Source organism: Maribacter sp. 4U21 (assembly GCF_002742365.1).
In the GTDB taxonomy this organism is placed as follows: Bacteria; Bacteroidota; Bacteroidia; order Flavobacteriales; family Flavobacteriaceae; genus Maribacter.
The window spans coordinates 63,030-89,171 of the sequence record NZ_MDGN01000018.1; the positions used below are offsets into that span (position 1 = coordinate 63,030).

15 protein-coding genes are annotated in these 26,142 nt (G+C 41.3%); 11 read left to right on the top strand and 4 right to left on the bottom strand.

Going from position 1 to position 26,142, the window contains the following annotated elements:
* Positions 1-17: 17 nt before the first annotated feature.
* Positions 18-1,547, top strand: a complete 1,530-nt coding sequence (locus BFP77_RS03355; protein ID WP_099572658.1) for an FG-GAP-like repeat-containing protein — start codon at positions 18-20, stop codon at positions 1,545-1,547.
* Positions 1,548-1,596: 49 nt separating this feature from the next.
* Here the strand turns inward: BFP77_RS03355 and BFP77_RS03360 are convergent, their stop codons facing one another.
* Positions 1,597-2,316, bottom strand: coding sequence for a dienelactone hydrolase family protein (locus BFP77_RS03360; RefSeq protein WP_099572751.1), 720 nt, complete (start codon positions 2,314-2,316; stop codon positions 1,597-1,599).
* A gap of 182 nt (positions 2,317-2,498) precedes the next feature.
* Positions 2,499-11,192: a T9SS type B sorting domain-containing protein gene (locus BFP77_RS17570; protein WP_099572659.1), complete on the bottom strand. Its 8,694-nt coding sequence runs from the start codon at positions 11,190-11,192 to the stop codon at positions 2,499-2,501.
* Between the two features lie 141 nt (positions 11,193-11,333).
* On the opposite strand from BFP77_RS17570, the gene BFP77_RS03370 reads away from it, so the two are divergent.
* Both BFP77_RS03370 and BFP77_RS03375 read left to right on the top strand, forming a co-directional pair.
* The gene (locus BFP77_RS03370; protein WP_099572660.1) at positions 11,334-12,455 is read left to right on the top strand and encodes a PQQ-dependent sugar dehydrogenase; all 1,122 of its coding nucleotides are present in this window, start codon (positions 11,334-11,336) and stop codon (positions 12,453-12,455) included.
* Between the two features lie 6 nt (positions 12,456-12,461).
* On the top strand, positions 12,462-12,863 hold the full coding sequence (locus BFP77_RS03375) for a c-type cytochrome (protein WP_257212845.1): 402 nt from the start codon (positions 12,462-12,464) through the stop codon (positions 12,861-12,863).
* Positions 12,864-12,870: 7 nt separating this feature from the next.
* On the opposite strand, the gene murQ is transcribed toward BFP77_RS03375, so the two are convergent.
* Both murQ and BFP77_RS03385 read right to left on the bottom strand, forming a co-directional pair.
* Entirely contained in the window at positions 12,871-13,686 is an 816-nt protein-coding gene (murQ, locus tag BFP77_RS03380; RefSeq protein WP_099572661.1) for an N-acetylmuramic acid 6-phosphate etherase, read from the bottom strand.
* Between the two features lie 2 nt (positions 13,687-13,688).
* Positions 13,689-14,438 (bottom strand): DeoR/GlpR family DNA-binding transcription regulator, encoded by a 750-nt coding sequence (locus tag BFP77_RS03385; protein WP_099572662.1) that lies wholly within the window; start codon positions 14,436-14,438, stop codon positions 13,689-13,691.
* 204 nt (positions 14,439-14,642) lie between these two features.
* Here BFP77_RS03385 and nagB point away from each other — a divergent pair, with 204 nt between their 5' ends.
* The 8 genes from nagB to acs all read left to right on the top strand — a co-directional run bounded on the left by nagB (position 14,643) and on the right by acs (position 26,124).
* Complete coding sequence (gene nagB / locus BFP77_RS03390) at positions 14,643-16,577, top strand: glucosamine-6-phosphate deaminase (RefSeq protein WP_099572663.1); 1,935 nt, start codon at positions 14,643-14,645, stop codon at positions 16,575-16,577.
* 50 nt (positions 16,578-16,627) lie between these two features.
* A complete protein-coding gene (locus tag BFP77_RS03395) occupies positions 16,628-18,157 on the top strand; it encodes a glycoside hydrolase family 10 protein (protein ID WP_099572664.1) in 1,530 nt (509 codons plus the stop codon).
* Complete coding sequence (locus BFP77_RS03400; protein ID WP_099572665.1) at positions 18,141-19,412, top strand: MFS transporter; 1,272 nt, start codon at positions 18,141-18,143, stop codon at positions 19,410-19,412. Before BFP77_RS03395 ends, BFP77_RS03400 begins: the two co-directional genes overlap by 17 nt.
* 2 nt (positions 19,413-19,414) lie before the next feature.
* Positions 19,415-20,986 (top strand): glycoside hydrolase family 3 protein, encoded by a 1,572-nt coding sequence (locus tag BFP77_RS03405; protein ID WP_099572666.1) that lies wholly within the window; start codon positions 19,415-19,417, stop codon positions 20,984-20,986.
* A 15-nt stretch (positions 20,987-21,001) separates the two neighbouring features.
* Positions 21,002-22,078 (top strand): anhydro-N-acetylmuramic acid kinase, encoded by a 1,077-nt coding sequence (locus tag BFP77_RS03410; protein WP_099572667.1) that lies wholly within the window; start codon positions 21,002-21,004, stop codon positions 22,076-22,078.
* 30 nt (positions 22,079-22,108) lie between these two features.
* Positions 22,109-22,369 carry a DUF4212 domain-containing protein gene (locus BFP77_RS03415; RefSeq protein ID WP_099572668.1) on the top strand — a complete coding sequence of 87 codons (261 nt, stop codon included), beginning with the start codon at positions 22,109-22,111 and terminating at the stop codon, positions 22,367-22,369.
* A 121-nt stretch (positions 22,370-22,490) separates the two neighbouring features.
* Positions 22,491-24,185 carry a sodium:solute symporter family protein gene (locus BFP77_RS03420; RefSeq protein WP_099572669.1) on the top strand — a complete coding sequence of 565 codons (1,695 nt, stop codon included), beginning with the start codon at positions 22,491-22,493 and terminating at the stop codon, positions 24,183-24,185.
* Positions 24,186-24,216: 31 nt separating this feature from the next.
* A complete protein-coding gene (gene acs, locus BFP77_RS03425) occupies positions 24,217-26,124 on the top strand; it encodes an acetate--CoA ligase (RefSeq protein WP_099572670.1) in 1,908 nt (635 codons plus the stop codon).
* Positions 26,125-26,142: the final 18 nt, after the last annotated feature.

Here is a 26,142-nt window from a genome sequence, read left to right on the forward strand (position 1 = left end):
TAAAAGTATTAAGAACAATGGGGTTTATTTTTTCAGAAAACATATATTCATATTGTTTTCTATTTCTTATTCTTTTTGGTTCGTGCGCTCCTAATGAGGAAAAAAGGGCATCCGAACTATATACCACGCATTGTGCTAGTTGTCATACATTACCGAATGTAGCAGATTTACCCAAAAATGTATGGGAGGAAGGTGTCCTGCCAGAAATGGCGGCGAGAATGGGCGTTATCTACGAGGGAAATAATCCGTATTTAAATCTTTCCTTTAAAGAGCAAGAGGCAAGAATGAAATCGGGCGTTTATCCGGCCAAACCTAAAATTTCCATGGAGGATTGGGATAATCTTAAGAGCTACATCCTTTCAATGGCCCCAGATTCCTTAATCAGTAATAAAACCAAGGCTCCTAAGGAGCTTGTACAGTTTCAAACTAAACAGGTTAACTTGGATAATAGAAAAGGAACCTTCGTCACTTTTCTAGAGTTCAACAAGAGTGATAAGAGCATTACTACTGCGGATTTGAATGGAACGGTTAACAAACTGAGCGCTCAGTCTGATAGCGTAAGTCAAACGTATCAAACAAAGAAAGCGATAACCTCCTATGTTGAAAAAAAGGAATTTTCCTATACCACCAGTGTAGGCTATCTAAATCCTTCGGAAATAGCTAGAGGCTACCTTGAGATATCAAACATAAATACAAATCATCGGCTACCTTTTACCTTACATAGACCGGTGCATACTTTAGTAGAGGATCTTAATGGAGATGGACGGGATGAAATAGTGATTTGTGAATTCGGACATTTGACCGGAGCGCTATCCCTTTTTGTAAAACAGGACAGCTTAAATTATAAAAAAGAGATACTCTTGGGTGTTCCTGGAACTACACGAACCATAGCAAGGGATATGAATAACGATAATAAGTTGGATTTGGTGGTACTCAGTTCTCAGGGAAGAGAGAGTATAACCATACTTTATCAAAAAGACAATCTTACATTTGCCCCCGAAACCGTTATACAATTTAATCCTGTATATGGTTCAAGTTGGTTTGAGCTTGTGGATTTTGACGGTGACGGTGACGACGATATACTTACAGTTCACGGAGACAACGGAGATAAGAGCTATGTCCAAAAACCTTATCATGGATTACGAATACATCTAAACAACGGGGAAAATAAATTTGAGGAACATTTTTTCTATCCACTGAACGGAGCTACCAGATTAGTCACCAATGATTTTGATGAGGATGGCGATTTAGATATAGCTTTATTAGCTACTTTTCCTGATTACGAGCATAAACCTAAATCCAGCTTTGTCTATTTGGAAAATTTGGATACAGAAAAATTTCGTTTTCAAGATTTCACTTTCGAGGATGCCAATTTAGGGCGATGGTTACTGTTAGATTCTGGGGATGTTGATCAAGACGGGGATGAAGATATTATACTAAGTGCTTTTACGTACGGTTTTACTCCGGTTCCCGAATACTTAGCAGATATTTGGGACAATAGTGATACGGATATCTTGATATTGAAAAATAATTTATATCAGAATTGATTCTTTAGTCCGTTGTTTCCTGTAAAGAAGGCTCAAATTGACTATAAAATCAATTTCCCGGTAACTTCTGCGCTACAAACCAATCATACAATTCTTCAGTATCATAAGCTTTGATCCAGGAATTATGACCTATCCCAGGATACTTGGTGAACCGAATGTCATATCCCATTTCTTTGAGTTTGTCAACCATTGTTTCAGATTCCGTAACAGGAATGGATTTATCTTCTTCACCGTGAAATACCCAAATGGGCATATCTTTATTTATCCAAGAAGCATAAGGCACAGGCGTCATACCACAAACTACGGCCATTGCCGCAAAAGTCTCCGGGTACTGCACAGCGAGTTCCCAAGCGGCACCACCTCCCCTACTTAAACCGGTTAAATATATTCTTCTCTTGTCCACTTTATTATTGGCGACAACAGTGTCCAAAAGCTGCTTTACCGCCCTGGTATTCCACCATTTTTTTTGATACGGATTTTGTGGAGCTAAAATTAAAAAAGGGAATTTTTTTCCTTGCACAATAAGCTTTGGAGGTCCATTTCTTTTAATGGTGACCAAACTATCGCCAGATTCTCCACCACCGTGCAAGAAAAGAAGAATTGGGTATTCCTTATCGGGTTCTTCCAGATAATCGTCAGGGTAATATAAATAATAACTCAGGTTTTCCTTGATGGTGGTTTCCATCTCCTCATCCACTAAATTTGGTTTAACTTGGGAAGCGCAGCTGGTTACTATCAGCACGATTAAAATATACCTTGAAAAATCCATTAATGAATTTAAATTTATTTTTGGCTCCAATATAAAGAAATCCGTTGGTTCTTTCTCCTTTCTATGTAGAATATGCAAATAGCCATTTCATAAAGCTTAGGTGTCTTTTTCATTCCCGAAAACACACAAAAAAGGAGGCTCTTTATTTGAGCCTCCTTTAGTATATTAAAAGATTCGTTTATCTATCTGTACAGTGTAAAATGCCCAACATAACGTTGTTGGCTTTTATCGTTGGCATTAACAACGTACCAATAATCTCCTGTTGGTACTTCCTTGCCCTCATACGTACCATCCCAATTGGTAATTTCATTAAGAATAGCCACTACCCTTCCATACCGATCATAGATTTTCACTTCTATGTTCGGAAAGAACTCCCTATTTTCCAGTGACCAAACATCGTTCAAATTATCTCCATCTGGTGTAAAGAAATTAGGTATTTCCAACATACCCGTAAATTCAAAGGGCACTTGAACCATGGCAACACAACCATTGGAATCTACCACTCTAACATTAACCACACCACTATCATTAGTAGTAAATACGGTTTCTTCTCCATAAGACTCACTATTGAAGAAATACTCATAACCACCAAATCCACCCTCGGCAAGTGCCGTTAGTTCATTAGGACCTGTTTTTGTCGCCGTCAGCACCAATGGGTCATACGCATCAATAGTGAATTCCACAAAGTTGGTACAACCATTTTGATGATATATATATACCGTATGATCACCAGCTGGCAAATCGCCCCAAGTATTCTCAACTCCTGCATTGGCGGTAATGGGGTCGGTAGGGTCCAAAGGATCCAAAGCGAACATTAAATTAGACATTAGGCTATTATCCAATACCTGAACGGTTACCGTACTGTTCGGAAAAATTCCTTCACAACCGTACTCTACTATTGGCTCTGCGGTTAAATCAACACCTATTTCTATAGTGAATACTGCGGTAGACAGGCACAAGTTAGCGTCTTGCGTGTATATGGCATAGGAAGCTCCTCCTTGCAGACCAGATATAACTTGACCATTATAAGGTGCAAAAACACCAGTGCCTGTTTCATCAATAGGATCTATCATCTCTATTTTATATTCAAAATACGGAGTAGGGCTTACAATTGGGTCTACAAAAGGTGTTCCTCCTGTAATATCAAAAATCACGGTTCCGTCATTAGCACCTATACATAATTCTGGTGTTGTCTGGATATTGACTATTTCTACCACATCCGGCTCTGTAACCGTAATAAAGTCTTTCTCAAAACAGCCATTTTCATCTTGAATCAATATCTCATAAGTACCCGCAGCAAGTCCATCAAAAGTGTAACTTCCCGGGTTGGTTGGCTCACTAAAGAATTCATTAAAATTAGGACCTATTGCAAATTGAATTAAGCCTATGCCTCCTGATAATACCTCAACGGTAATCGTTCCGTCTTGTTCACCATTACAGCTTGCAGGCGTAGGACTAGCATCAAAAGTGATGGGTTCTGGTCTTACAATTTCAAACGGCCCAGCAATATCCATACAGGTTGCCCCACTGGTGACAGCGATGTAATATGCCGTTCCAGCTGGTAAGCCTTCAAATGTTCCGTTCGGTTGAGGGCCCCTAAAAAGAGTTGCCGAAGCAGCCGGATTAAATGCATCTACGGGATCACCAACGTACAAATAAAACAAATCATCACCAACGCCACCATTTACGAAGGACTCTATTCTACCGTCCAATTCCGAAGCACAAGAAATATCATCCGGTAAATTAGGCAATAGGGTTATTCCCGTAGCATTGGTCATTGTTATACCATTTGACCTTACTGGTGAACATATACTCAATGTTGTAACTTTTCTAACATCGAATTGATAGGTTATTCCTTGAACGCCTGGAATTAAAACCGAGGTGCCCGCCATAGTTTGGTAAGGTCCTACCACTACACCATTTTCTACCGGTGCATACTCATAGTTAAATGAAGGGTCAGGATTTTCAATAGATAATCTCATTTCACCGTCGCCGCCACAACCCGGCACCCTAGTCTGCACCAATAAAGGGGCTACTGGTAATGGTGGATCTACAAAATAGGGCTCCGTAACGTATAGACAATCAAAACTTGACGATACTTCTATAGCGTACCATCCGGCACTTATAAAACCACCGCTTGTGCCAATGAAGGTTGGCGAATTCTGAAGCCCGCTGCTAGAAACTACATCCGTACGGTCATTACTATTTAAGTATAATAATCTATAGTTGTATCCAGCTCCAGGAAATCCACCGGTAGCACCAGCTATAGCGGAAAGTGCATCACCAGTGGTTGTATCATAAGCTTCTAAGACAGCATTATTTCCGTTTGGACAATCCAAACCTTGGGGCTCGCGAATACCAGCGTCAATTTGTGGTACCTCTTCCAATTCAATATCTACACTATTAATACAACCTTCTATATCCCTAATCTCAACTTGATAAAAACCGAATTCTAATCCCGTAAACTCGTTCGTATTTGAAAATGGGACTACTTCAGTAGTATGCGTAGCACCACCATCGGTACTGAACAATAATCTATAGTCGTAAGGGAAAGTATCCCATCCGCCTTGCCCAATAGCTTCTATCTCACCGCTATCATTACCACAGCCAACATTTCCGACAGGGGTCGCAGTCACTATTAAATCACCGTTAGGAGTTCTAATGTTAGCTACATTACTGTCGTTAGAACAAAATGGCATAGCATTAGCAACTACCTCTACTATTAAGTTGCCACCTGGAAGTCCCGTAATTCTGGCTTCATCACCATTGATATCGGGAAAATCCGTAGTCGCAAAATTACCTGTCGTTATCGGGGTAGATTTGGTGGTATCATCGGCCATATACACTGTATAGGAATAGTTACCTACATAATTGGTTACCTCTATAAATAATTCTCCATCGTTTCCTGGTGTAAAACAGCTTACCGGTTTGGCTTCCGTAATAGAAACAACTGGTTGTTCCGGTTCCAGCACCGTATGCGCGGGTAATGGATAGGTACAACCTCCTATATTATCCGTTATTTCAAATAAGTAGTCTCCAGATGCCGGCAAGAACACATCTACATAGTTATTTCCAGAAGTATTTGTAACCGGAGAAACAGGAGTCACTGAAACCGTAGAAATTGTAAAATCCGTTGTTCCAACTACTTGAATACGCACCCGCTCATCATCTCTACAGTTCAAAGGGTCTACCTCTATAATAGAAGGAACCACATCGGTTGGTGGATTTATCGTCGGTAAATCAAAGGTAGTCCTACAACCATTGGCGTCTATGGCGTATACGGTGATGTTCTGCGAAACTCCGGTATCCACGATTTCAAACATATGACCTGTAGCGGTATTCCCAATTTCATAATTCTCAAATCCAGTTATACTAAATTGATAATCCGTATTTAGCGTTCCAGTTCCCGGATTTGTAATAGTTACTACAATATCTATTGAACTAAATCTGTTGGCACCCGGCTCACAAGAAAAATCCGCTGCAGTAGCAGAGATCGTGAAGTCTAGAGGTTCAGTAATAGTTACATCTACCTCATGGGTACATCCTTTATCCGAAATCACTTGGGCGATATAGTTCCCAGGTGGAAAATTGTCAAATGATCCCGAAGTGTTGGTGAACAATGCCGTTGGCGATGGAGGTAGCGGAAGACTTCCAGAATAAATATTATATGCAGTAATACCATCGATATCCGTTCCCGGTGCTAAGGTGATATTGATACTACCATCGTCTGCACCATTACAGCTTACATTTGTTGCGCCATCATCTACAATCAAAGGTGCAGTAGGGATGGTACTAATGATATCCTCTACGAGAAAGGTACAATTATTCGTACCATCAGTAACCTGATTATCAGTAACCAAAACCTGATATTCTCCAGCCTCTATACCATTAAATACGCCGGTAGCGTTATTGGTTATGGCAACCCCGAGGTTATCCTGTAGTTCAAAATCAAAATCCCCACTACCGCCATTTGCAGTTATGGTAATGATACCATCCGGGTCTGTACAATTGGGTTCAAAACTAAATCCGCCCGAAGCCGATAATACTTGAAAAACCTCTGGCTCCGAAAATCCTGTACAGCCGTTCGCATCTATGACATCAACTCTATACGTTCCAATGCTCCCTACCGTAAACACAGCTTCCCATCTATTATCCCCGGCATCGAAAACACCAGATTGGGTCAACCCTCCAAGAGTAAAGCTAGGCGTATCTATATTCGCGGGCATATGAACCTCAATAGTAAAGGTTGCCGCTAAAACATCGCACTGATTACTAACATCAAAAGTTGGTGGTGGTAATGGTGGGTCTTCTGTAATTACCGCAGCCGAAATTCTATAGGCACAATTTCTGGAATCCCTCACCCAAATGTCATAATCTAGACCTGGAGCCGGAGCGCCTGGCAATATTACGGTGGATGCATCAGTAAAATCATCCGTAGGGTCACTCGGGGTAAGTGTTCCATCCTCGTCCACAGGATTTCCTGAAGGCACATAGGCATATTCATAAGGACTGCCCACAGCAAATGGAGTTCCGCCGCTACCACGAACGGTTAACTGACCATCGGCATTACAATTGGCATTTGTATTTTCAATAACATCTACCCTAGGTTCATTTAATGTTGCAACAGCATTGGCTCCGTCTGAACAATCGGTCCCGTTATCATATACCAGAATACTATATGCCCCTTCGGGTACTTGATATGTTCCCGTAGTCGAAGCGGTAGTTTCCGCTATGAAAAGGGCCCCAGTATCCGTATTCCTAACCTCTATATCATAAGGTCCAACGATAGCTGTTCCACTGATTACATAGTCCAAGTCCACCAAATTACCTGGAATACAGGAAGCATTGTCTATGGTCAGTGCCACATCTAAATCCGAAGGTCCGTCAGGAACCTCGATAACTTCTTGGTAAATACAGTTCGTAGCCGTATCAACCACCTCCACCGTAAATGTTTCTCCAAATTGAATATTACTGAAGCAGTATCTTCGTACTGGAGGAGCTCCACCTAAGGATATGTAGGTAAATGGAGAAGCACTGCCATCAACCACCCTAATATCGAAAGGACCTGTTCCCCCTGTAATATCTACACAATACGTGAAACCACCAGGAGTACAAACTAAAGGTAAAGTTGTGTTGTCCGGTATGATGTTCACTGCCGTACTTCCAACAGTTACCAAATCGGTTGTACTACAACCTCTAGCGTCAACGGTGATAACATTATAGTTACCGGGAACTATGGCTACATCGTACATATCAAGTGGATATGTCGTAGCACCGTCTGTAGTGATTCGTGTGATTTCTGTTCCAAGCGCATCTTCAACGATATATGTATATTCTGGAACACCATTGCTTACACCCGTAATTTGAATCCCACCAGAAACTACACTGGCGCTACAAGAAGCGTCCAATGGCAGTACAGTGGCATCCGGAGCTGGGTTGGTATCCGGCGCAATGACAACGTCTACAATTCCCGGTATTAAACAGCCCCTACTATCTTTTACAAGATACTCGTACGTTCCCACGGATAACCCGGAGTACACGGTTTGGGAAGAATAAGTAAATGCACCATCATCTCCCACTCCGTATGTAAGACTTCCATCTGGTCCAAATTTTATTTCGAACGGTGGAATACCTCCGGTAGCATCCGGCATTATTTGAACGAAACCACTATTAGGGTCACCACAGCTAGTACCTGTTGCGTTGTGTGTCGCAACAATATTAGTAGGCTCATCAAATGTTATGGGTTCAGACGTATCCGTACAAGTATTATTGTCTACGACAGAAACGGTATAGTCCCCATGCTCGCCGAAAGGAACGGTATAGGTAAACGTGTCCGATGGTAATGGTAACCCAGTAAAACCAAGTACTGCAATGCCATCCTTTACTATCGTATATGACGTATTGGACAAATCACTTATGTCCCCACCTGAAATGGCTATTCCCAAAGTTCCGTCACCCGCACATGGTATCTCATCAACAATGCTAAGTGTTACGTTTATAGCAGGTGGAATGGTAATCGATACTTGATTTGTACAATTATTATCATCCTCTACCTCAACGGTATAAGTTCCAGGAACTAGATTATTAAAGGTTGGACTTGCTTGAAGTGGTCCATTATTAATTCGATATTCATGACCGGGTCCGCCACCAGAAGACGTTGCGGTTACCGAACCATTATTAGTAGCCGAAAAACATAAATCCGAACTAACGACACTAATTGATGGTGGTACTCTTTCTTCTAAATCGAAAGTAAAGGTCGATGTACAACCTTCTGAATCTTCAACAGTTAGGGTATAAACATCAGATGGGTCTAAAGCATCGGTAGCTTCCGTTAAATTTCCGAAAAATCTACCTGATTTTGGTCCCACGGTGAGGCCAGAAGGGTATTCCAAACTGTATCTATTACCTCCCCAGCCACCAGTGGCGATGGCCTCTACCCTACCGGTATTATTATTATCACAGGTCATTGGGCTAACCGCACTCCCACTTAAATCCAAAATTGCCGCCTCGTTAATATCAAAAGAGGAGGTATCTGTACAACCGGTATCCGCATCCGTAACGGTAATAGTATATGTTCCTGCCCCGGACAAGGGTAAGTCTATCTCTGCATCGTTTTGAGGTCCCCCTGTATAAAGTCCGCCATTGATATCGTAGGTATAATTATTGGCAAAACCATCCACTATAAAAGTACCTGTGCCATCAGTAGCACCATTACAGACTCGTAAATCTCCACCGGATTTTACTCTTACTCGAATAGAACTGAGCACCGCTGGACTAAATCCTTCTGTATAAATACAACCGTTAGCATCCGTTACCTGAAAAATATAGGACGTACTTGTACTAAGACCTGTTATAACATTGTTGGTATTGTCCCCGTCCCCATCAAAACCAGGCGTGGGACTAATGACTTCATATCTCACTATGGCCGCATTTGACGTAGGTGTCAACGTAACGTCAGAAGTACCTGCCGCACAATTGACATTGCTCTGGATAAAATCAATATCCGTTGGTGGGTCAACGTCAAGTATATCTATAGGTGTCAGTTCTAAACGGCATCCCCCGCCATCTCTAATAATAGGCGTATAGGTTCCTGCCGATAAATTAGGATATGAGGTAATGGTGGTAAAATTAACTCCATCAATACTGAATACATAACCACTACCGGAACCACCAGAAAATGGTCCAACAAAATCGATTTGTCCTCCAATGGTTCCACCAGAACCGTCACAAGTTACGTCAGAAATTTTATTTGCCCCACCAGAAATTGCACCTACATTGGCAACGGTCACACTTGGCAAGTCCAAAGTACATTCAAAACCACCCTGTTGGTAACGAACTTCAATGTCATTATAACTACCTGCAGCAACCGATATTTGAGGCGTGGTAACCCAAGGGTCTCCAGTATTAACGCGATAGGACAGATTATAGCCTCTTGCGTCGTTCACCGTAAATTCAATCTGCGCACCTCCGTTACTGCACGTACCGTCAATACCACTTACATTTATATCCGGAGGCAGCAACTCCTCTACGTTAGAAGATGCAGAAATAGTACATCCGTTACTATCCGTTATAATAAAGTCATAGGTTCCAGCGGCGCTAACCGTATGCGTAGTCGTACCTGTATTACTTACTGCATCACCGAAAGATGGTTGAACGGGACCTCCATTAACGGTAAACGTATAAGGCGCTGAACCACCACTAGCATTCAATGTAATATCTACACTAGAAATTGTAGCACAACCAAAACTGCTATTAACCTCCGTGGAGGCATCCAAAGCGTTTAACCCGGCACCGATGATGATTTGGTTTCCGGAAGTGTCCAGACTTTGTCGTGGAGGATCTATCCCGTTCAAAGGGTCACCTGTACATTGTTGTGTTTCTACCTGAACGGTATACGTTCCAAAACCTACGGCAGAAAATGTATACGGATTGTCAGGTATAAAAGCGGTAAATTCTTGGGCTACACCACTAGAATTAAGGAGCGTATATTTATAGGGACCTGGAACATTGTTCGCAGTTACCGTTATACTACCCGTATCCCCGCTACATTGGGCATCTATAAAAGTTGCTTGGATATCAATATCCAATTGGTCAATTGTTATGGGTTCATAAGGATACTCACAGGTATTAGCGGTATTTCGCAACCGTGCCAGTATGTTGTATGTCCCTGAGGTAAGGTTATCAAAAATTGGTCCCTGCCATGAAGTACCTCCATCAATGCTAAATTCGTAAGCACTAGACAGGTTGGTAATCTGAATTCTTCCAGGTACCCCGCAAATATTATCCTGCTTAACAACGGTTTGGGTAATGGTACTCTTCTTTACTTTAAAATAAAAAATCTGACCATCTGCTACTACTCGGAACTCCGCTCCGGTCGTTGCTGGTACTGTACTTGCGTCTAAAGAAAAAGTTTGACCCGAGACCAAAGAATTATAGCAGGACCCGGTATTTGGACAATCCTCATTGATATCTGGAGTACAGCTCCCGCCTAAAACTTCCCAAGAAACAGAACCGTAAGGTCCTCCGGAAAGGCTTATTGTTCGATCATCGAAATCTCCGCATAGATTAAATCGGGCAACGGTAAATCCATTATCACTACAACCTACCTCTTCATCGGCACCTTGTATGATAGTCGTAAACATTGCTGGCGCTAGAGTACTATTCTCTTCATTGGTAAAAGAATAGTTGCTTGTGGCGGTATGTTCTTCACCTGTATTTGTATTCGAAGATGTCTTTTCAACAGCTTTTTCAAGCACATTTACAGCTTCAACAAATAGTACGGGAACATTTGAGTTTGCTATAGCTGTGGAACCGATTACCGATAAAACTACCAGTAATAGTGTATACAGCGTATACCTCGGTTTTTTTGAGAGCATAGGTTAAGTCGAGTTTTGGTAAAAACAATGAAGACTTGGGAATCCTCACTATTCTTTGGTGTAATTGTTTCTACTTATAAATTCTATTTATCTTTAAACAAATATTTTCATTACCATATAACATATTTCTAACGTAGACCTATGAAAAAAAGTGTCCTCTGTCTTCATATTTTCGTTGTAATGCTTAATTTTTCTTGTGGGCAAAACATTGAAAATAAAGTATTTACCCCTGAAACGATTCCATTTACAAGCGTGTTGTACGTCGATGAGCTACAGGTACCATGGGGCTTTACCTTTCTTCCTGAGGGAGGAATGTTAATTACAGAGAAATCAGGAAAATTAATCCATTTTTTAAGTGGAAAAAAGACGATTATCGGTAATATTCCTGAAATTTATCAGAGAGGTCAAGGTGGATTATTGGATGTTGAACTACACCCAAAATACAATGAAAACGGATGGATATATCTTACTTATGCTTCTCCAGAGGGGGATGAAAAAGGCGGTCATACCGCCCTAATGCGTGCCAAAATTAAGGACAATGCCTTGGTAGAAAAACAGCTATTGTATAAGGCGGGTCCTAATACCACAAAAGGACAACATTTTGGTTCTCGGATAGTCTTTGATGATAAGGGATATCTCTATTTTTCCATTGGTGAGCGTGGTGCCAGGGATGTAAATCCACAGGATATTAAAAGAGACGGTGGTAAAATATACAGATTGTTTGATGATGGACGTATTCCACCGGACAATCCCTTCGTAAATGAGAAGGGTGCAAAAACCGCGATCTACAGCTACGGACATAGAAATCCACAGGGATTGATAAAACATCCTGAAAACGGACAAATATGGGACCATGAACACGGACCCAGAGGTGGCGATGAAATTAACATCATTAAAAAAGGTGCAAACTATGGTTGGCCCTTAGTAACCTATGGCATTAATTATAGTGGAACTACAATTACGGACAAACAGGAGATGCCGGGTATGGAAGGACCGATTCACTATTGGGTTCCGTCGATAGCTCCAAGCGGAATGGCGTTTGTGACTTCGGACAACTATCCCGGTTGGAAGGGCAGTTTATTGGTCGGTTCCTTGGCATTTCAGTATTTGGAAAGATTAGAAATCGAGGGCACTAAGGTTATCCGTAGAGAAAAATTACTTGAAGGAGAAGGAAGAGTACGTGCGGTAGAACAAGGACCGGATGGTCTAATTTACGTTGCCGTAGAAGGTAAGGGCATCTATAAACTTGTTCCTAAATCATAACCTTCAATGAAAGCTACCATAACCGTGTATTTTTTAGTGGTAATATCCTTGGGATTTTCTCTTGTTCAAGAGTCACAATTAAAAGAAAGTATGCAACGTGGAAGTGAAATCTATGCGGATTTCTGCGTTACCTGTCATTTAGCCAACGGCGAAGGTGTGTCTCACGTTTTCCCTCCTTTGGCCAATTCAGATTACTTGGTCAAAAATAGGACTGCAAGTATTAAAGGAGTGAAATACGGACAGCAAGGAGAGATTACCGTCAATGGTGTAACTTATAATAGCGCTATGACGTCTTTAGGCTTAACGGATGACGAAGTTGCCGACGTGATGAATTTTGTCCTCAACTCTTGGGGAAATACCTCCGATAAGATGGTTACCACAGCAGAGGTGAGTGCAATTAAAAAATAAGGTGAATCTACTTTTTCCTACCCGCCTCTAAAGCTCTTTTAACGGAACCATGTTTCTTTAATAATTTTTCAGCTTCCCCATAGGTAACGCCTAAACCTTCCACGATATATCTGGTGCCTCTATCCACAAGCTTGTCATTACTAAGCTGCATGTTCACCATTTTGTTTCCTTTTACCCGACCAATACGTATCATTAGAGCGGTAGAAATCATATTAAGCACTAATTTCTGCGAAGTTCCACTTTTCATTCGTGTACTACCCGTTACAAACTCCGGCCCCACGTTTACCGCTATTGGAATATCGGCCAACTGGGCTAATGGAGAGCCTGGGTTGTTGGTAATACCTCCGGTCAAAATACCTCTTTCTTTCGCATCTTTAAGTCCTCCTATAACATAAGGTGTTGTACCTGAGGCTGCTATTCCTACAACCACATCGTTCGTAGTAATGGCATGTTCTTCCAAATCCAACCAAGCCTGCTTTGTATCATCCTCTGCGTTTTCTACTGCCTTTCTAATGGCAGTATCTCCACCAGCTATTAATCCCACCACGCGTTCGTGCGGCATTCCAAAAGTTGGCGGAATTTCCGAAGCGTCGAGAATACCCAAGCGGCCACTCGTTCCTGCCCCTATGTAAAACAGCCTACCTCCTTTTTCAAAACGATTGCTTAGTTCATCCACTAAAAGAGTAATTTGAGGTATGACTTCAGCCACTGCATGCGCTATTTTCTTGTCCTCATTGTTCATATTAACCAAAATAGTATTGGTATCCATGAGTTCCAAATCATTATGATTAGAAGGAGTTTCGGTAATCTTTTTGTAAGCCATGTTTATAGTATTCTAATATCGTTGTTCTTAAAAGCGGTAAGCAGCTTATCTTCCGGAGCGAGCTCCGTAATCATGGTATTAATCGTGTTGATGTCACAGGTTTTATAGCGATGTTGGGAATTCAATTTTTCAGAAATCGAAAGCAAGACCGTTTTTTTTGATGCCTTGATAACCGCCTTTTTGATTTGAACAATATCCCAATCAAATTCCGTAAGACCATACAGCGCATCTACATAACCGGTACCTATGAAAGAATAATCTACACGAATTTCAGATAAGTTATGTATGGCGTTTGCGCCAATTGAAATCTGTGCCTCTTTAGCTATCTGTCCGCCAATGGATATTACCGTAACGTTAGGTTTATTGGAAAGCTCCATAGCCACGGGTAAACTGATGGTAAAACAGGTAAGGTGTAAGGTATCTGGAATAAGTCTTGTCATTTCCAAACAAGTAGTACCACCATCGATAAAGATAACGGCACCGTCTTTTAACATGGTAATCGCTTTTCTTGCAATCGTCGTTTTATCCTCTAGTGCGTATATATTATTGTTTCGTGCACTGTTGGTAGTAAAACCCAAAGAAATTGCTCCCCCGTGAACTTTCCTTAACTTTTTCTCCGCATCCAATTCTTTAACATCCCTCCTAACGGTATCAATAGAAACATCTAGGGTCTCTGCAATGTCCGTTAGAAGAATTCTGTTGTGCAGTTCAACTTCGTTCAAAATAGTCTGCTGTCGTTCTTCTTTTAACATTTCTGGGGTCTTGTTCTTTACACTTATGCAAAGATAATCAAATAATTTACTTGCAGTTTTATACAGTTCTATGTAAACAAATGATTAAATTATTTTTAAATAAAGCAAAAAACAGCAATTTAAATGGCAAAAAACAGCAAAATTTAAATTTATTGCCTATATTTGCCTGAATTTGATTTATAACTAATCCGTTACGTATCTGGCATGAAAAGTATTGAAACTAAAGACCGTATTGCTATTGCTTATCAACCTGTAGGCCAATTCGAGGAGACTCGCTTTGAGAAAATACACAATGTAATTTTTTCGGATTCTAACGAGGCATCCATTAGAGTTGCTGAAGAAATAGCCGACCTCATCAGAAAAAAACAGGCACAAAATAAAAATTGCGTACTGGGTTTGGCCACAGGCTCCTCCCCTATTCGTGTGTACGAAGAACTTGTACGCCAACACAAAGAAGAGGGTTTAAGTTTTTACAACGTAATCACCTTTAATTTAGATGAATACCTACCCATGGAGAAAAGTAATATACAGAGTTACTATTACTTCATGCACGAGCACTTGTTCAATCATGTAGATATCCCTTCTGAAAATGTTTATATCCCGGACGGTACCGTTTCCAGTGATGAAGCAGTGGCTTACTGTCTCTCATACGAAAAGAAAATCAAGGAATACGGCGGACTCGATTTTCAACTCTTGGGAATTGGGCGTACGGGCCATATCGGTTTTAACGAACCAGGGTCTCATTTTAATTCCGGAACCAGGGTAATTACCTTAGATCACATCACCAGGGTTGATGCCGCACCATCATTTCTTGGGATTGACAACGTTCCGAGAAAGGCCATCACGATGGGAATTGCGACCGTAAGAAAGGCCAAACGTATTATGCTTCTAGGTTGGGGGGAGAATAAGGCAGGAATCATTAAAAAAACGATTGAGGGCACCATATCATCACAAGTTCCAGCAACCTATTTACAGGAACATAAGAACTGTACGTTTGTTTTGGATAAAGGAGCGGGAAGCGAGCTTACTAGAAACAAGACACCTTGGTTAGTGGACACTTGCGAATGGACAGAAGAGCTCATTTCAAAAGCTATAGTCTGGCTTTGTGAAAAAACCGGGAAGACGGTTTTGAGTCTAACCGACAAAGACTATAACGATAATGGTATGGCCGACCTATTGGCCTTGGAAGATTCTTATGATTTGAATATAAAAATGTTCAATAAGTTACAACATACCATCACAGGTTGGCCGGGAGGCAAGCCAAACGCAGATGATAGTAAACGTCCGGAAAGAGCTACCCCTGTAAAAAAACGTGTAATCATATTCAGCCCACATCCGGACGATGATGTCATATCCATGGGAGGAACTTTTGATAGGCTTGTAGAGCAAGGCCACGATGTGCATATTGTATATCAGACTTCCGGAAATATTGCCGTATCGGATACCGATGCACGAAAGTATGCCGAAATAGCCATGCAAATAAATCCCTCTGAAAAAGCACAGAAAATTATTGATGATATCTCTCAAAAAAATGAAAGCAAGCTAGATTCTAAGGAAGTAAGGCGGTTAAAGGGAAATATCAGAAGAGGGGAGTCTTACGCCGCAACGAGGTATATGGGACTAAAAGATGCCAATGTGCATTTCTTGGACCTCCCCTTTTATGAAACGGGTACCATCAAAAAAAATAACCTGTCCGAAGATGATATCATCCTTATGATGGATGTTATACAACAGATAAAACCGCATCAAATTTTTGCCGCAGGCGACCTTGCGGATCCACACGGAACACATAAAGTATGTTTAGATGCTGTTTTGGAAGCTATGAAAAGATTAAAGACTGAATCCTTTATGGACGAATGTTGGCTATGGCTGTACAGAGGCGCATGGCATGAGTGGGACATCAATGAAATTGAAATGGCCGTACCCATGAGCCCTAGCCAGGTTATGAAAAAAAGAAATGCCATATTCTGCCACCAATCGCAAAAGGACGGGGTAATGTTCCAAGGTGATGATTCCCGTGAATTTTGGATGAGGGCAGAAGAACGCAACAGGGATACCGCAAACAAATACAAAGCACTCGGAATGGCTTCTTATGCAGCTATGGAAGCATTTGTAAGACACAAGTTCGATTCAGAATAAAACCATTTTAAAAGGCTTATTTTAGCGATTAAATAGGCCTTTTTTATACTATGTCAAGACATTTTCAACTCCTTCTTTTCTTCCTAAGCCTTAGTTCCTGTGGTATTTTCAATTCTTTTGAAAAAAAACCAAAAAGAGAGTTCAGGGGAGTCTGGATAGCTACCGTGGTCAATATTGACTGGCCCAAAAACGGTAATGACAATGCTGAAAAACAAAAGACAGATTTTTTGAACATACTGAACTTTTACCAACAACTGAATTACAATGCCGTAATTGTACAAGTAAGGGCGGCCGGCGATGCGTTCTACCCATCTGAGTTTGCTCCGTGGTCTAGATTCCTGACAGGGCTTGAAGGTAAGAAGCCAGATTGGAGCGAGAACAATTTGGAGTGGATGATCTCAGAGACCCATAAAAGAGGTATAGAATTTCACGCGTGGCTCAACCCATATCGCGCTACTTTCGATGAGGATTTTGAGGTATTGAGTGAAACCCATGACTATTGTACCCATCCGGAATGGATGGTGCATTACGGTAAGAAAAACTACTATAATCCAGGGCTTCCAGAGGTAAGAGCCCACTTTTCGAAAATTATTGCCGAAATAGTCTCAACTTACGATATAGACGCCATTCATTTTGATGATTATTTTTACCCTTACAAAATAACAGATGTGGTTTTCGATGACTCTTTGGCCTTTAAAACCCATGCTCTAACAAACCAGTCATTAGACGACTGGAGACGTAGCAACATAGATTCCCTGGTAAAAGAAACGCATCGGACTATAAAATCCATTAAACCGTGGGTGCAATTTGGAATTAGTCCGTTCGGTGTTTGGAAAAACGATACAACCGACCCCAGAGGCTCCGACACCAAGGCCGGGCAAACCACTTACGAAGACCTCTATGCAGACCCCTTACTTTGGATGGAGGAAGGTTGGGTAGATTATTTGGCCCCACAAGTGTATTGGAGTATGGAGCTTCCCGTGGCCTCGCACAGAAAAATTGTAAACTGGTGGGCGAAAAATAATCATAATACCAATCTTTATATCGGTAACGGAGCTTATAAAATTAGGAATAACAGTGATGAAGCTTGGGCAAATAAAAAGGAACTACCGAACCAATTTAAACTGGCCAGGGAGATTCCCGAAATATCGGGAAATATCGTATTTAGCGCAAAATCGTTACTGAACAATAACCCTGATGTAACAAAATACATCAAAAGAAAACTATACAGTGAACCCTCCCTTACCCCTATCGCCGACAAAACCAACGAACCACCTCAGACTGCAAAACTAATGCTGCAATCACAAGATTCGGAAAATGTAAATTTTACGATTATTGACCAAGAAAAGTATCAATATGTCCTATGGTATACATCCGGACGAAACGTAAAATCTGAATATCCTATAGAAAAATTACAGGGGAAAATGCTGATTAACGAGAAATCTAAAATTATACAAATTCCAAAAAGTAATTTAAGGGGAAATTATTTTGCCCTATCATTTTTAGACAGATATGGAAGGGAAACCAAACCAGTTGTTTTACATTTAAAGGAAATTCTTCACGATGATTCAAAAAAATAAATGGGCATGGGCATGGGTCCCGTCACTATACTTCGCGCAGGGCTTGCCTTACGCTCTGGTGGTAACGGTATCCGTTATTATGTATAAAAGACTGGGTTTTAGTAATTCTGATTTAGGGCTATATACTAGTTTGTTGTATTTACCATGGGTAATTAAACCTTTGTGGAGTCCGTTTGTGGATATAAAAAGTACCAAACGAAATTGGTTTTTGGGAATGCAACTTTTGGCCTCGGTAGCACTTTTAGCTATCGGATTAACATTGCCTACAAACATTTTTTTCGTCACCAGTTTAGCGTGTTTCTGGATGGTGGCCTTTGCATCCGCAACGAACGATATTGCTACAGATGGTTATTACATGATAGGCCTTACGGAAGACAAACAGTCCTTCTTCGTAGGGATGCGGAGTGTATTCTATAAGCTGGCCAACGTTACGGGCCAGGGACTTCTTGTAGTACTAGCAGGATTTCTCGAAAACGAATATGGAGATAATACCAGGGCATGGTCATATACTATGATATGTGCAGGCTCAATTATGTTACTCATGACGCTGACCAACTTCATCGCTACGCCAAAATTTGAAAATTCTGATGCCATAGTCCTAGACAAACCAAAGGGTTTCTGGGAGGTCTTTGTTTCCTTCTTTAAAAAACCCGGAATGGGAATTGCCATCACATTTATTCTTTTCTTTAGACTTGGTGAGTCGCAATTGGTTAAAATGGCCTCTCCCTTTCTATTGGACCCGACGTCCGTTGGAGGCTTGGGATATAGCACTTCTGAGGTGGGAACAATTTACGGGACCATAGGTGTTATATTTTTGACCGTTGGCGGTATTCTAGGTGGTATTTTAATATCAAGACATGGTTTAAAAAAATGGATGCTACCGATGCTTATTTCCCTCAACGCTCCAAATGCACTTTACGCACTACTAGCAATAACTGGGACCACAGAGGCCTGGGCGGTAACCGGTACCGTAATCGTGGAACAGTTTGGTTATGGTTTTGGAATCGCAGGCTTTATGGTATATCTCATTTATATAGCAGAAGGGAATTCTAAAACTTCGCACTATGCCCTAGCCACCGGTTTTATGGCCTTAGGAATGATGTTGCCAGGATTAATAAGTGGTTTTATGCAAGAGTGGCTTGGCTACGACGGATTCTTTATTTGGGTAGTATTAGCTGCCCTACCTGCGTTTATTTTATTGAAGTTTATTAAATATCCCCCGAATTTTGGCAAGGCCAAAGTAGAAGCGAACTAGTTATGATGGATTTTATTAGTGCGAAAAGACAACTTTCATTAGAAGAAAAAGTAGGACAACTCTTTATGCCGGCCGCATTTATAAATGATACGGAAGCGGAAATACAAGAGCTCGAGACCCTGATAAAGAAACATGCCATAGGAGGAATCTGCTTTTTTCATTCAAGAGCTAGTGCGGCCACCAACTACGAAGGAAAAAAGCCCGTTGTATATAACGACAATAGCCTAGCGGTTCTAAAAACGCTTATCAACAGATATCAAAGGCTTTCAAAATATCCTCTATTAATCGCTATTGATGCGGAATGGGGACTGGCCATGCGCGTGGAAAATACCGCCCAATACCCTTATGCCATAACGCTCGGGGCAATCCAAGACGATGTATCGTTACTATATGAAGTAGGAAAAAATATTGCCCAAGATTGTAAAAGCGCCGGCATTCACTGGAATCTTTCACCTGTTGCAGATATCAATAATAACCCGGATAATCCCGTAATTGGTTATCGTTCTTTTGGAGATGACAGGGAGCGTGTCACCTCAAAATCCATCGCCTATGTGAAGGGCACCGAAAGTGAGGGAGTGTTAACAAGCATAAAACACTTTCCCGGTCATGGAGATACCGCAACGGATTCGCATTTGGGGCTACCCGTAATTAATAAATCTAAAGAGGAATTGCTTAAAAACGAACTCTATCCGTTTCAAGAATTAATAAATGAAGGAGTAGATAGCGTTATGGTAGGCCATTTATCCGTTCCTGCGCTTGCCAACGGAGAAAATATACCTTCAAGCATTTCAAAAAAAATCATTAAAGGCGTACTAAGAGAAGAAATGCAGTTTAAAGGCGCAGTCATTTCCGATGCCCTGAATATGCATGCTGTCTCCAAAAACTATCCTATACCTGGCGAGTTGGAATGGTTGGCCTTTGACGCCGGAAACGATGTATTATGTTTTGCGGAGCATACCAAAGAGGGTATTGAAAGGATATTGACCGAAGCCAACAGTAATCAAATTGATGAAAGTTTTGAACGTGTTTGGAAACTGAAGGAAAAAGCCATAAAAAATCTAAAAGACCACAACAATAACTCCGCCCCTTATTGGTTGGCCAAAAACCTTAATTACGCAATCGCGGAAAAATGCCTGACCATACTCAAGGGCTCGGACAAGGATATTGCTGAATTTAGAACTACGGATTTCTGTACCGTAACCTTTAAACGCTTTGTAGAAAATGAAACCCGCTCAGAAATCCTAGCGTCTTTAGCTTTACTGGAATCGGAGGTTTCGGAAGAAAATGAAGTACTGCTATTGTTAACACCCCCTAATGTAAAACCTGCTAACAATTTTGGTTTTTTTACTGAAGAAATCGATTTTATCAACAACTTAATGGATGAAAAAAAAGTAGTACTCTATCACTACGGAAATCCGTATGCGCTACAACACTTTAAATTTGACAAATCATTGGTAACTGTGGTGGTATATCAAGATTTTACTGAATTTCAAGAAGTGGCCACTGCCCATTTTTTAGGCAAGACCAAAGCACTTGGTAAATTACCTTTTAAATTAAAAACTAACGTAATTTAAATAGCCCTGACTCATATGAAAAATTATAAAATTCTAGGATTAATGTCTGGCACTTCTTTAGATGGGTTAGACCTTGCCTATTGCCATTTAGAGGAAGTGAACGAGGAATGGCAATTTAAGATTAAAAATACTAAAAGTGTAGACTACACCCAAGAAATGCAGTTGGCGCTCAAAGATTCCATTCATTTATCGGCGGAAGGTTTACTAGAGCTTCATAATACCTACGGTTCTTGGCTCGGCGAACAGGCAAAGAATTTCATCGACGAAGCAAATCTGGAAGTAGATTATATTGCTAGTCACGGACATACCTCCCATCACAGACCGGAATTGGGGCTAACTTTTCAAATGGGTTCGGGTCAGCATTTGGCCAATGCCTCCGGGGAAAACGTAATATGTGATTTTAGAACGAACGACCTGGCCTTGGGCGGTCAAGGAGCCCCCTTGGTACCCATTGGGGACCAACTTTTTTTCAGCGCCTATGATTTTTGTCTAAATCTGGGGGGTATTGGCAATATTTCATTTCAACTAAAAAATAAGCGTATTGCCTATGACATTGGTCTTGCTAACATGATATTAAATTATATTACACGAAAAATTAACCTGGATTATGACAACGGCGGCGAAATGGCAAAGGCAGGAAAAATTAATTCTGCCATGCTAATTGATTTAAATAATCTAAGATATTATGCACTGCCACATCCAAAATCTATAGGTTATGAGTGGTTTTTAGAAGAAGTAGCGCCAATCGTGGACCGAACAAAAGATAAAATGGAAAATCTTTTACATACTGCGATACATCATATTTGTGAAAAAGTTGCGCAACAAATACAAATCAACTCCAAAAAGGACGCACAACGCGTCTTGGTTACCGGTGGAGGGGCTTTAAATACGTTTCTTATTGATGTTCTAAAGGAAAAATTAGGAGACCGGACCGCCGTAGTTGTCCCAGAGCCAATTTTGATAGAATTCAAAGAGGCACTCGTATTTGCATTGATGGGTGCCTTGAGGGTAGAACGACAGATAAATGTCCTAAGTTCGGTCACCGGAGCAAGGAGAGATTCTTCCAGTGGAGTAATTTATCTTCCCAATTAAAGTATTTTAATTAAATTATAATAAAATTAAATGTTAGAAAAACAAAAAAAGGCAACAGCCTATTGGAAAGAAAACGTGAGATATCTTTTTATACTGCTGACCATTTGGTTTTTAGTTTCATACGGGGCAGGTATTCTATTTAAAGAGGCTTTGGACGGTATAAGACTAGGAGGCTTTAAACTAGGTTTCTGGTTTGCACAACAAGGATCTATATACGTCTTCGTCATATTAATTTTTGTTTACGTCCGGTTGATGAACAAACTCGATAAAAAATATGGTTATAACGAGTAGTTGACGGTCAGCAAAATAAATAATAATCAGCGAAGATAGAGGATACGAACCTCGAACAACCCACTTAAAGGCGCCAACCAAAAACGAATTATAAGCAACAACCAACTAAACCAATACCATTATGAGTGTTCAGACCTGGACGTATTTACTTGTCGGAATAACCTTTGCTCTTTACATAGGAATAGCAATATGGTCAAGAGCCGGCTCTACAAAGGAGTTTTATGTAGCTGGTGGTGGGGTATCCCCATTGGCCAATGGTATGGCTACCGCAGCGGATTGGATGTCCGCGGCTTCTTTTATTTCCATGGCCGGAATTATTGCTTTCGCCGGATATGACGGTTCTGTTTATCTAATGGGTTGGACCGGAGGTTACGTACTTCTAGCGCTACTCTTAGCTCCTTACCTTCGTAAATTCGGAAAATTCACCGTTCCTGATTTTATCGGTGACCGGTACTATTCTAAAACGGCGCGTATCGTTGCTGTTATTTGTGCGCTTATCGTCTCCTTTACTTATGTCGCAGGACAGATGCGAGGCGTAGGCGTGGTATTTTCCCGTTTTCTTGAAGTGGACATAAATACGGGTGTCATCATTGGAATGGTTATCGTATTGTTCTATGCAGTTCTTGGTGGTATGAAAGGAATTACATATACCCAAGTAGCGCAATATTGCGTGTTGATTTTCGCTTTTATGGTGCCCGCTATTTTTATTTCAATCCAAATGACCGGTAATCCTGTTCCACAATTAGGCATGGGCGCTACGTTATCTGATGGTTCGGGAACTTATTTATTAGATAAACTGGACGGACTTTCTACAGAACTCGGATTCAACGCCTATACCGATGGTTCAAAATCCGTAACCGATGTCTTTGCCATTACCTTGGCCCTGATGGTAGGTACGGCCGGATTGCCACATGTCATCGTTCGTTTTTTCACGGTAAAAAGAGTAAAGGATGCCAGAAAATCGGCAGGACTGGCACTTTTGCTAATCGCGATTTTATACACTACGGCACCTGCTGTTGCCGTGTTCGCCAGAAACAATATGATCAATACCGTAAGCAATAAGGAATATAGCTCCATGCCAGAATGGTTCAAAAACTGGGAAACTACAGGTTTACTGAGTTTCACCGATAAGAATAATGATGGAAAAATTCAATATGTGGCCGATACGGAAAAAAATGAACTAATCGTGGATAGGGATATCATGGTATTGGCCAACCCGGAAATTGCCAATCTACCCGCTTGGGTAATTGCGTTAGTGGCAGCTGGGGGCCTCGCTGCGGCATTATCTACGGCGGCCGGGTTATTACTAGTGATATCGGCATCCGTTTCACATGATCTGATAAAAAAAGTTTTTCGTCCTACTATTTCAGAAAAGGGAGAACTCTGGGCAGCAAGAGGAGCAGCTACCGTTGCCGTAGTCATTGCCGGATATTTCGGAATAAACCCGCCCGGTTTTGTCGCGGCAGTAGTAGCCCTGGCATTTGGGCTAGCGGCAGCTTCCTTCTTTCCGGCTATTGTGCTCGGCATCTTTTATAAAAAGATGAACAAAGAAGGAGCTATTGGAGGAATGGTCGTGGGCATTGTATTAATGCTGTTCTATATGACCAAGTTCAAATTTGGCTGGTTCGGTGGTGGAACGCAGGCAGATTGGTGGTTTGGCATATCACCCGAAGGCTTTGGCAGTATAGCCATGTTAGCCAATTTCATTGTTGCGGTGGTTATTTTACAATTCACCCCGAGTCCACCTGAAAATGTACAGGATATTGTAGAAAATATAAGAATTCCAAGTGGTGCAGGTGAAGCATCCGACCATTAATTATTATTTTAGTTGAAACCTTTGTTGAAAGATGAGTAATTACCATATAAAACACTTAGAAGAATACTATCAAGTATACCGCAAATCGGTCAGGAACCCTGAAGCATTTTGGGAAGAAATAGCCGAGGAACATTTTGTTTGGCGCAAAAGGTGGAACACCGTACTGAGCTGGGATTTCTCCAAACCTGAGGTAAAGTGGTTCGAAGGCGCACAGTTGAATATTACTGAAAATTGTCTAGACCGTCATTTACCGACGCGAGGCAGCAAAACAGCTATACTTTTTGAGCCTAATGACCCAAAAGAAGAAGCAGAACACATCACCTATCGTCAGTTACATGAACGGGTCTGTAGAATGGCGAACGTACTTTTGGAAAAAGGCATTAAAAAGGGAGATCGTGTTTGTATATATCTACCCATGATTCCAGAGCTCGCGGTATCCGTTTTAGCCTGTGCACGCATCGGTGCCATACATTCGGTTGTTTTCGCGGGATTTTCGGCAAATGCACTGTCTACGCGTATCAATGATTCGGACTGCAAGATGGTCATTACCTCTGATGGATCTTTTAGAGGTGCAAAAACCATCGATTTAAAAGGAATCGTAGATAAGGCGCTTGAAGATTGCCCAGGTGTAAATAATGTATTGGTAGCAAAAAGAATCAATAGCACTATTGCCATGAAAGAAGGTAGGGATGAATGGCTGCAACCTCTATTGGATGATGCCTACGCCGACCATGTTGCTGAGATAATGAATGCGGAAGACCCTTTGTTCATTCTATATACTTCCGGGTCTACTGGAAAACCAAAAGGAATGGTGCATACAACCGCCGGTTATATGGTGTATACGGCATATACGTTTAAAAATGTTTTTCAGTACAAAGAACAGGATGTGTACTGGTGTACAGCGGATATAGGCTGGATTACCGGTCACTCCTACATTGTTTACGGACCTCTGGCCAATGGAGCTACAACGGTAATGTTCGAAGGTGTCCCCTCCTACCCTGATTTTGGAAGGTTTTGGGAAGTAGTCCAAAAACACAAGGTTACCCAGTTTTATACCGCACCGACCGCCATACGGGCACTAGCCAAGGAGAACCTGGATTTTGTAGAGAAATACGACCTGTCCAGTCTAAAAGTTCTAGGTTCGGTCGGGGAACCTATTAATGAAGAAGCATGGCATTGGTACAATAACAATGTCGGGAAGAAAAACAGTCCTATTGTAGATACATGGTGGCAAACAGAGACTGGTGGTATCATGATAACACCTATACCCTATGTAACACCAACGACCCCTACCTATGCCACACTACCCTTTATTGGTATACAACCTGCACTAATGGATGAGCATGCGCAGGAAATCAAAGGCAACCAAGTAGACGGTAGGCTTTGCATTAAATTCCCATGGCCTTCCATGGCACGTACGATATGGGGTAATCATGAACGCTACAGAGACACCTATTTTTCAGCTTATGAAAACATGTATTTCACCGGTGATGGTGCCCTAAGGGATGCCGTTGGTTATTATCGGATTACCGGACGCGTAGATGATGTCATTATTGTATCCGGTCATAATCTGGGAACAGCACCGATAGAAGATTCCATCAACGAACACCCGGCTGTGGCGGAATCTGCAATTGTAGGGTTTCCGCATGACGTTAAGGGAAATGCACTTTATGGTTATGTGATTTTAAAGGAAGTAGGAGAAGATAGAAATAGGGATAACCTGAGAAAAGAAATCAACCAACAAATAACGGAACAGATAGGGCCTATTGCCAAGCTCGATAAAATTCAATTCGTGCCTGGATTACCTAAGACCCGAAGTGGTAAAATCATGCGCCGTATTCTGCGTAAAATAGCCAGTAAGGATACCTCCAACCTAGGAGATACGAGCACACTTTTAAATCCGGAAGTGGTCAAGGAAATTATGGATAATGCACTTTAACTTAAGAGATAATTCGAA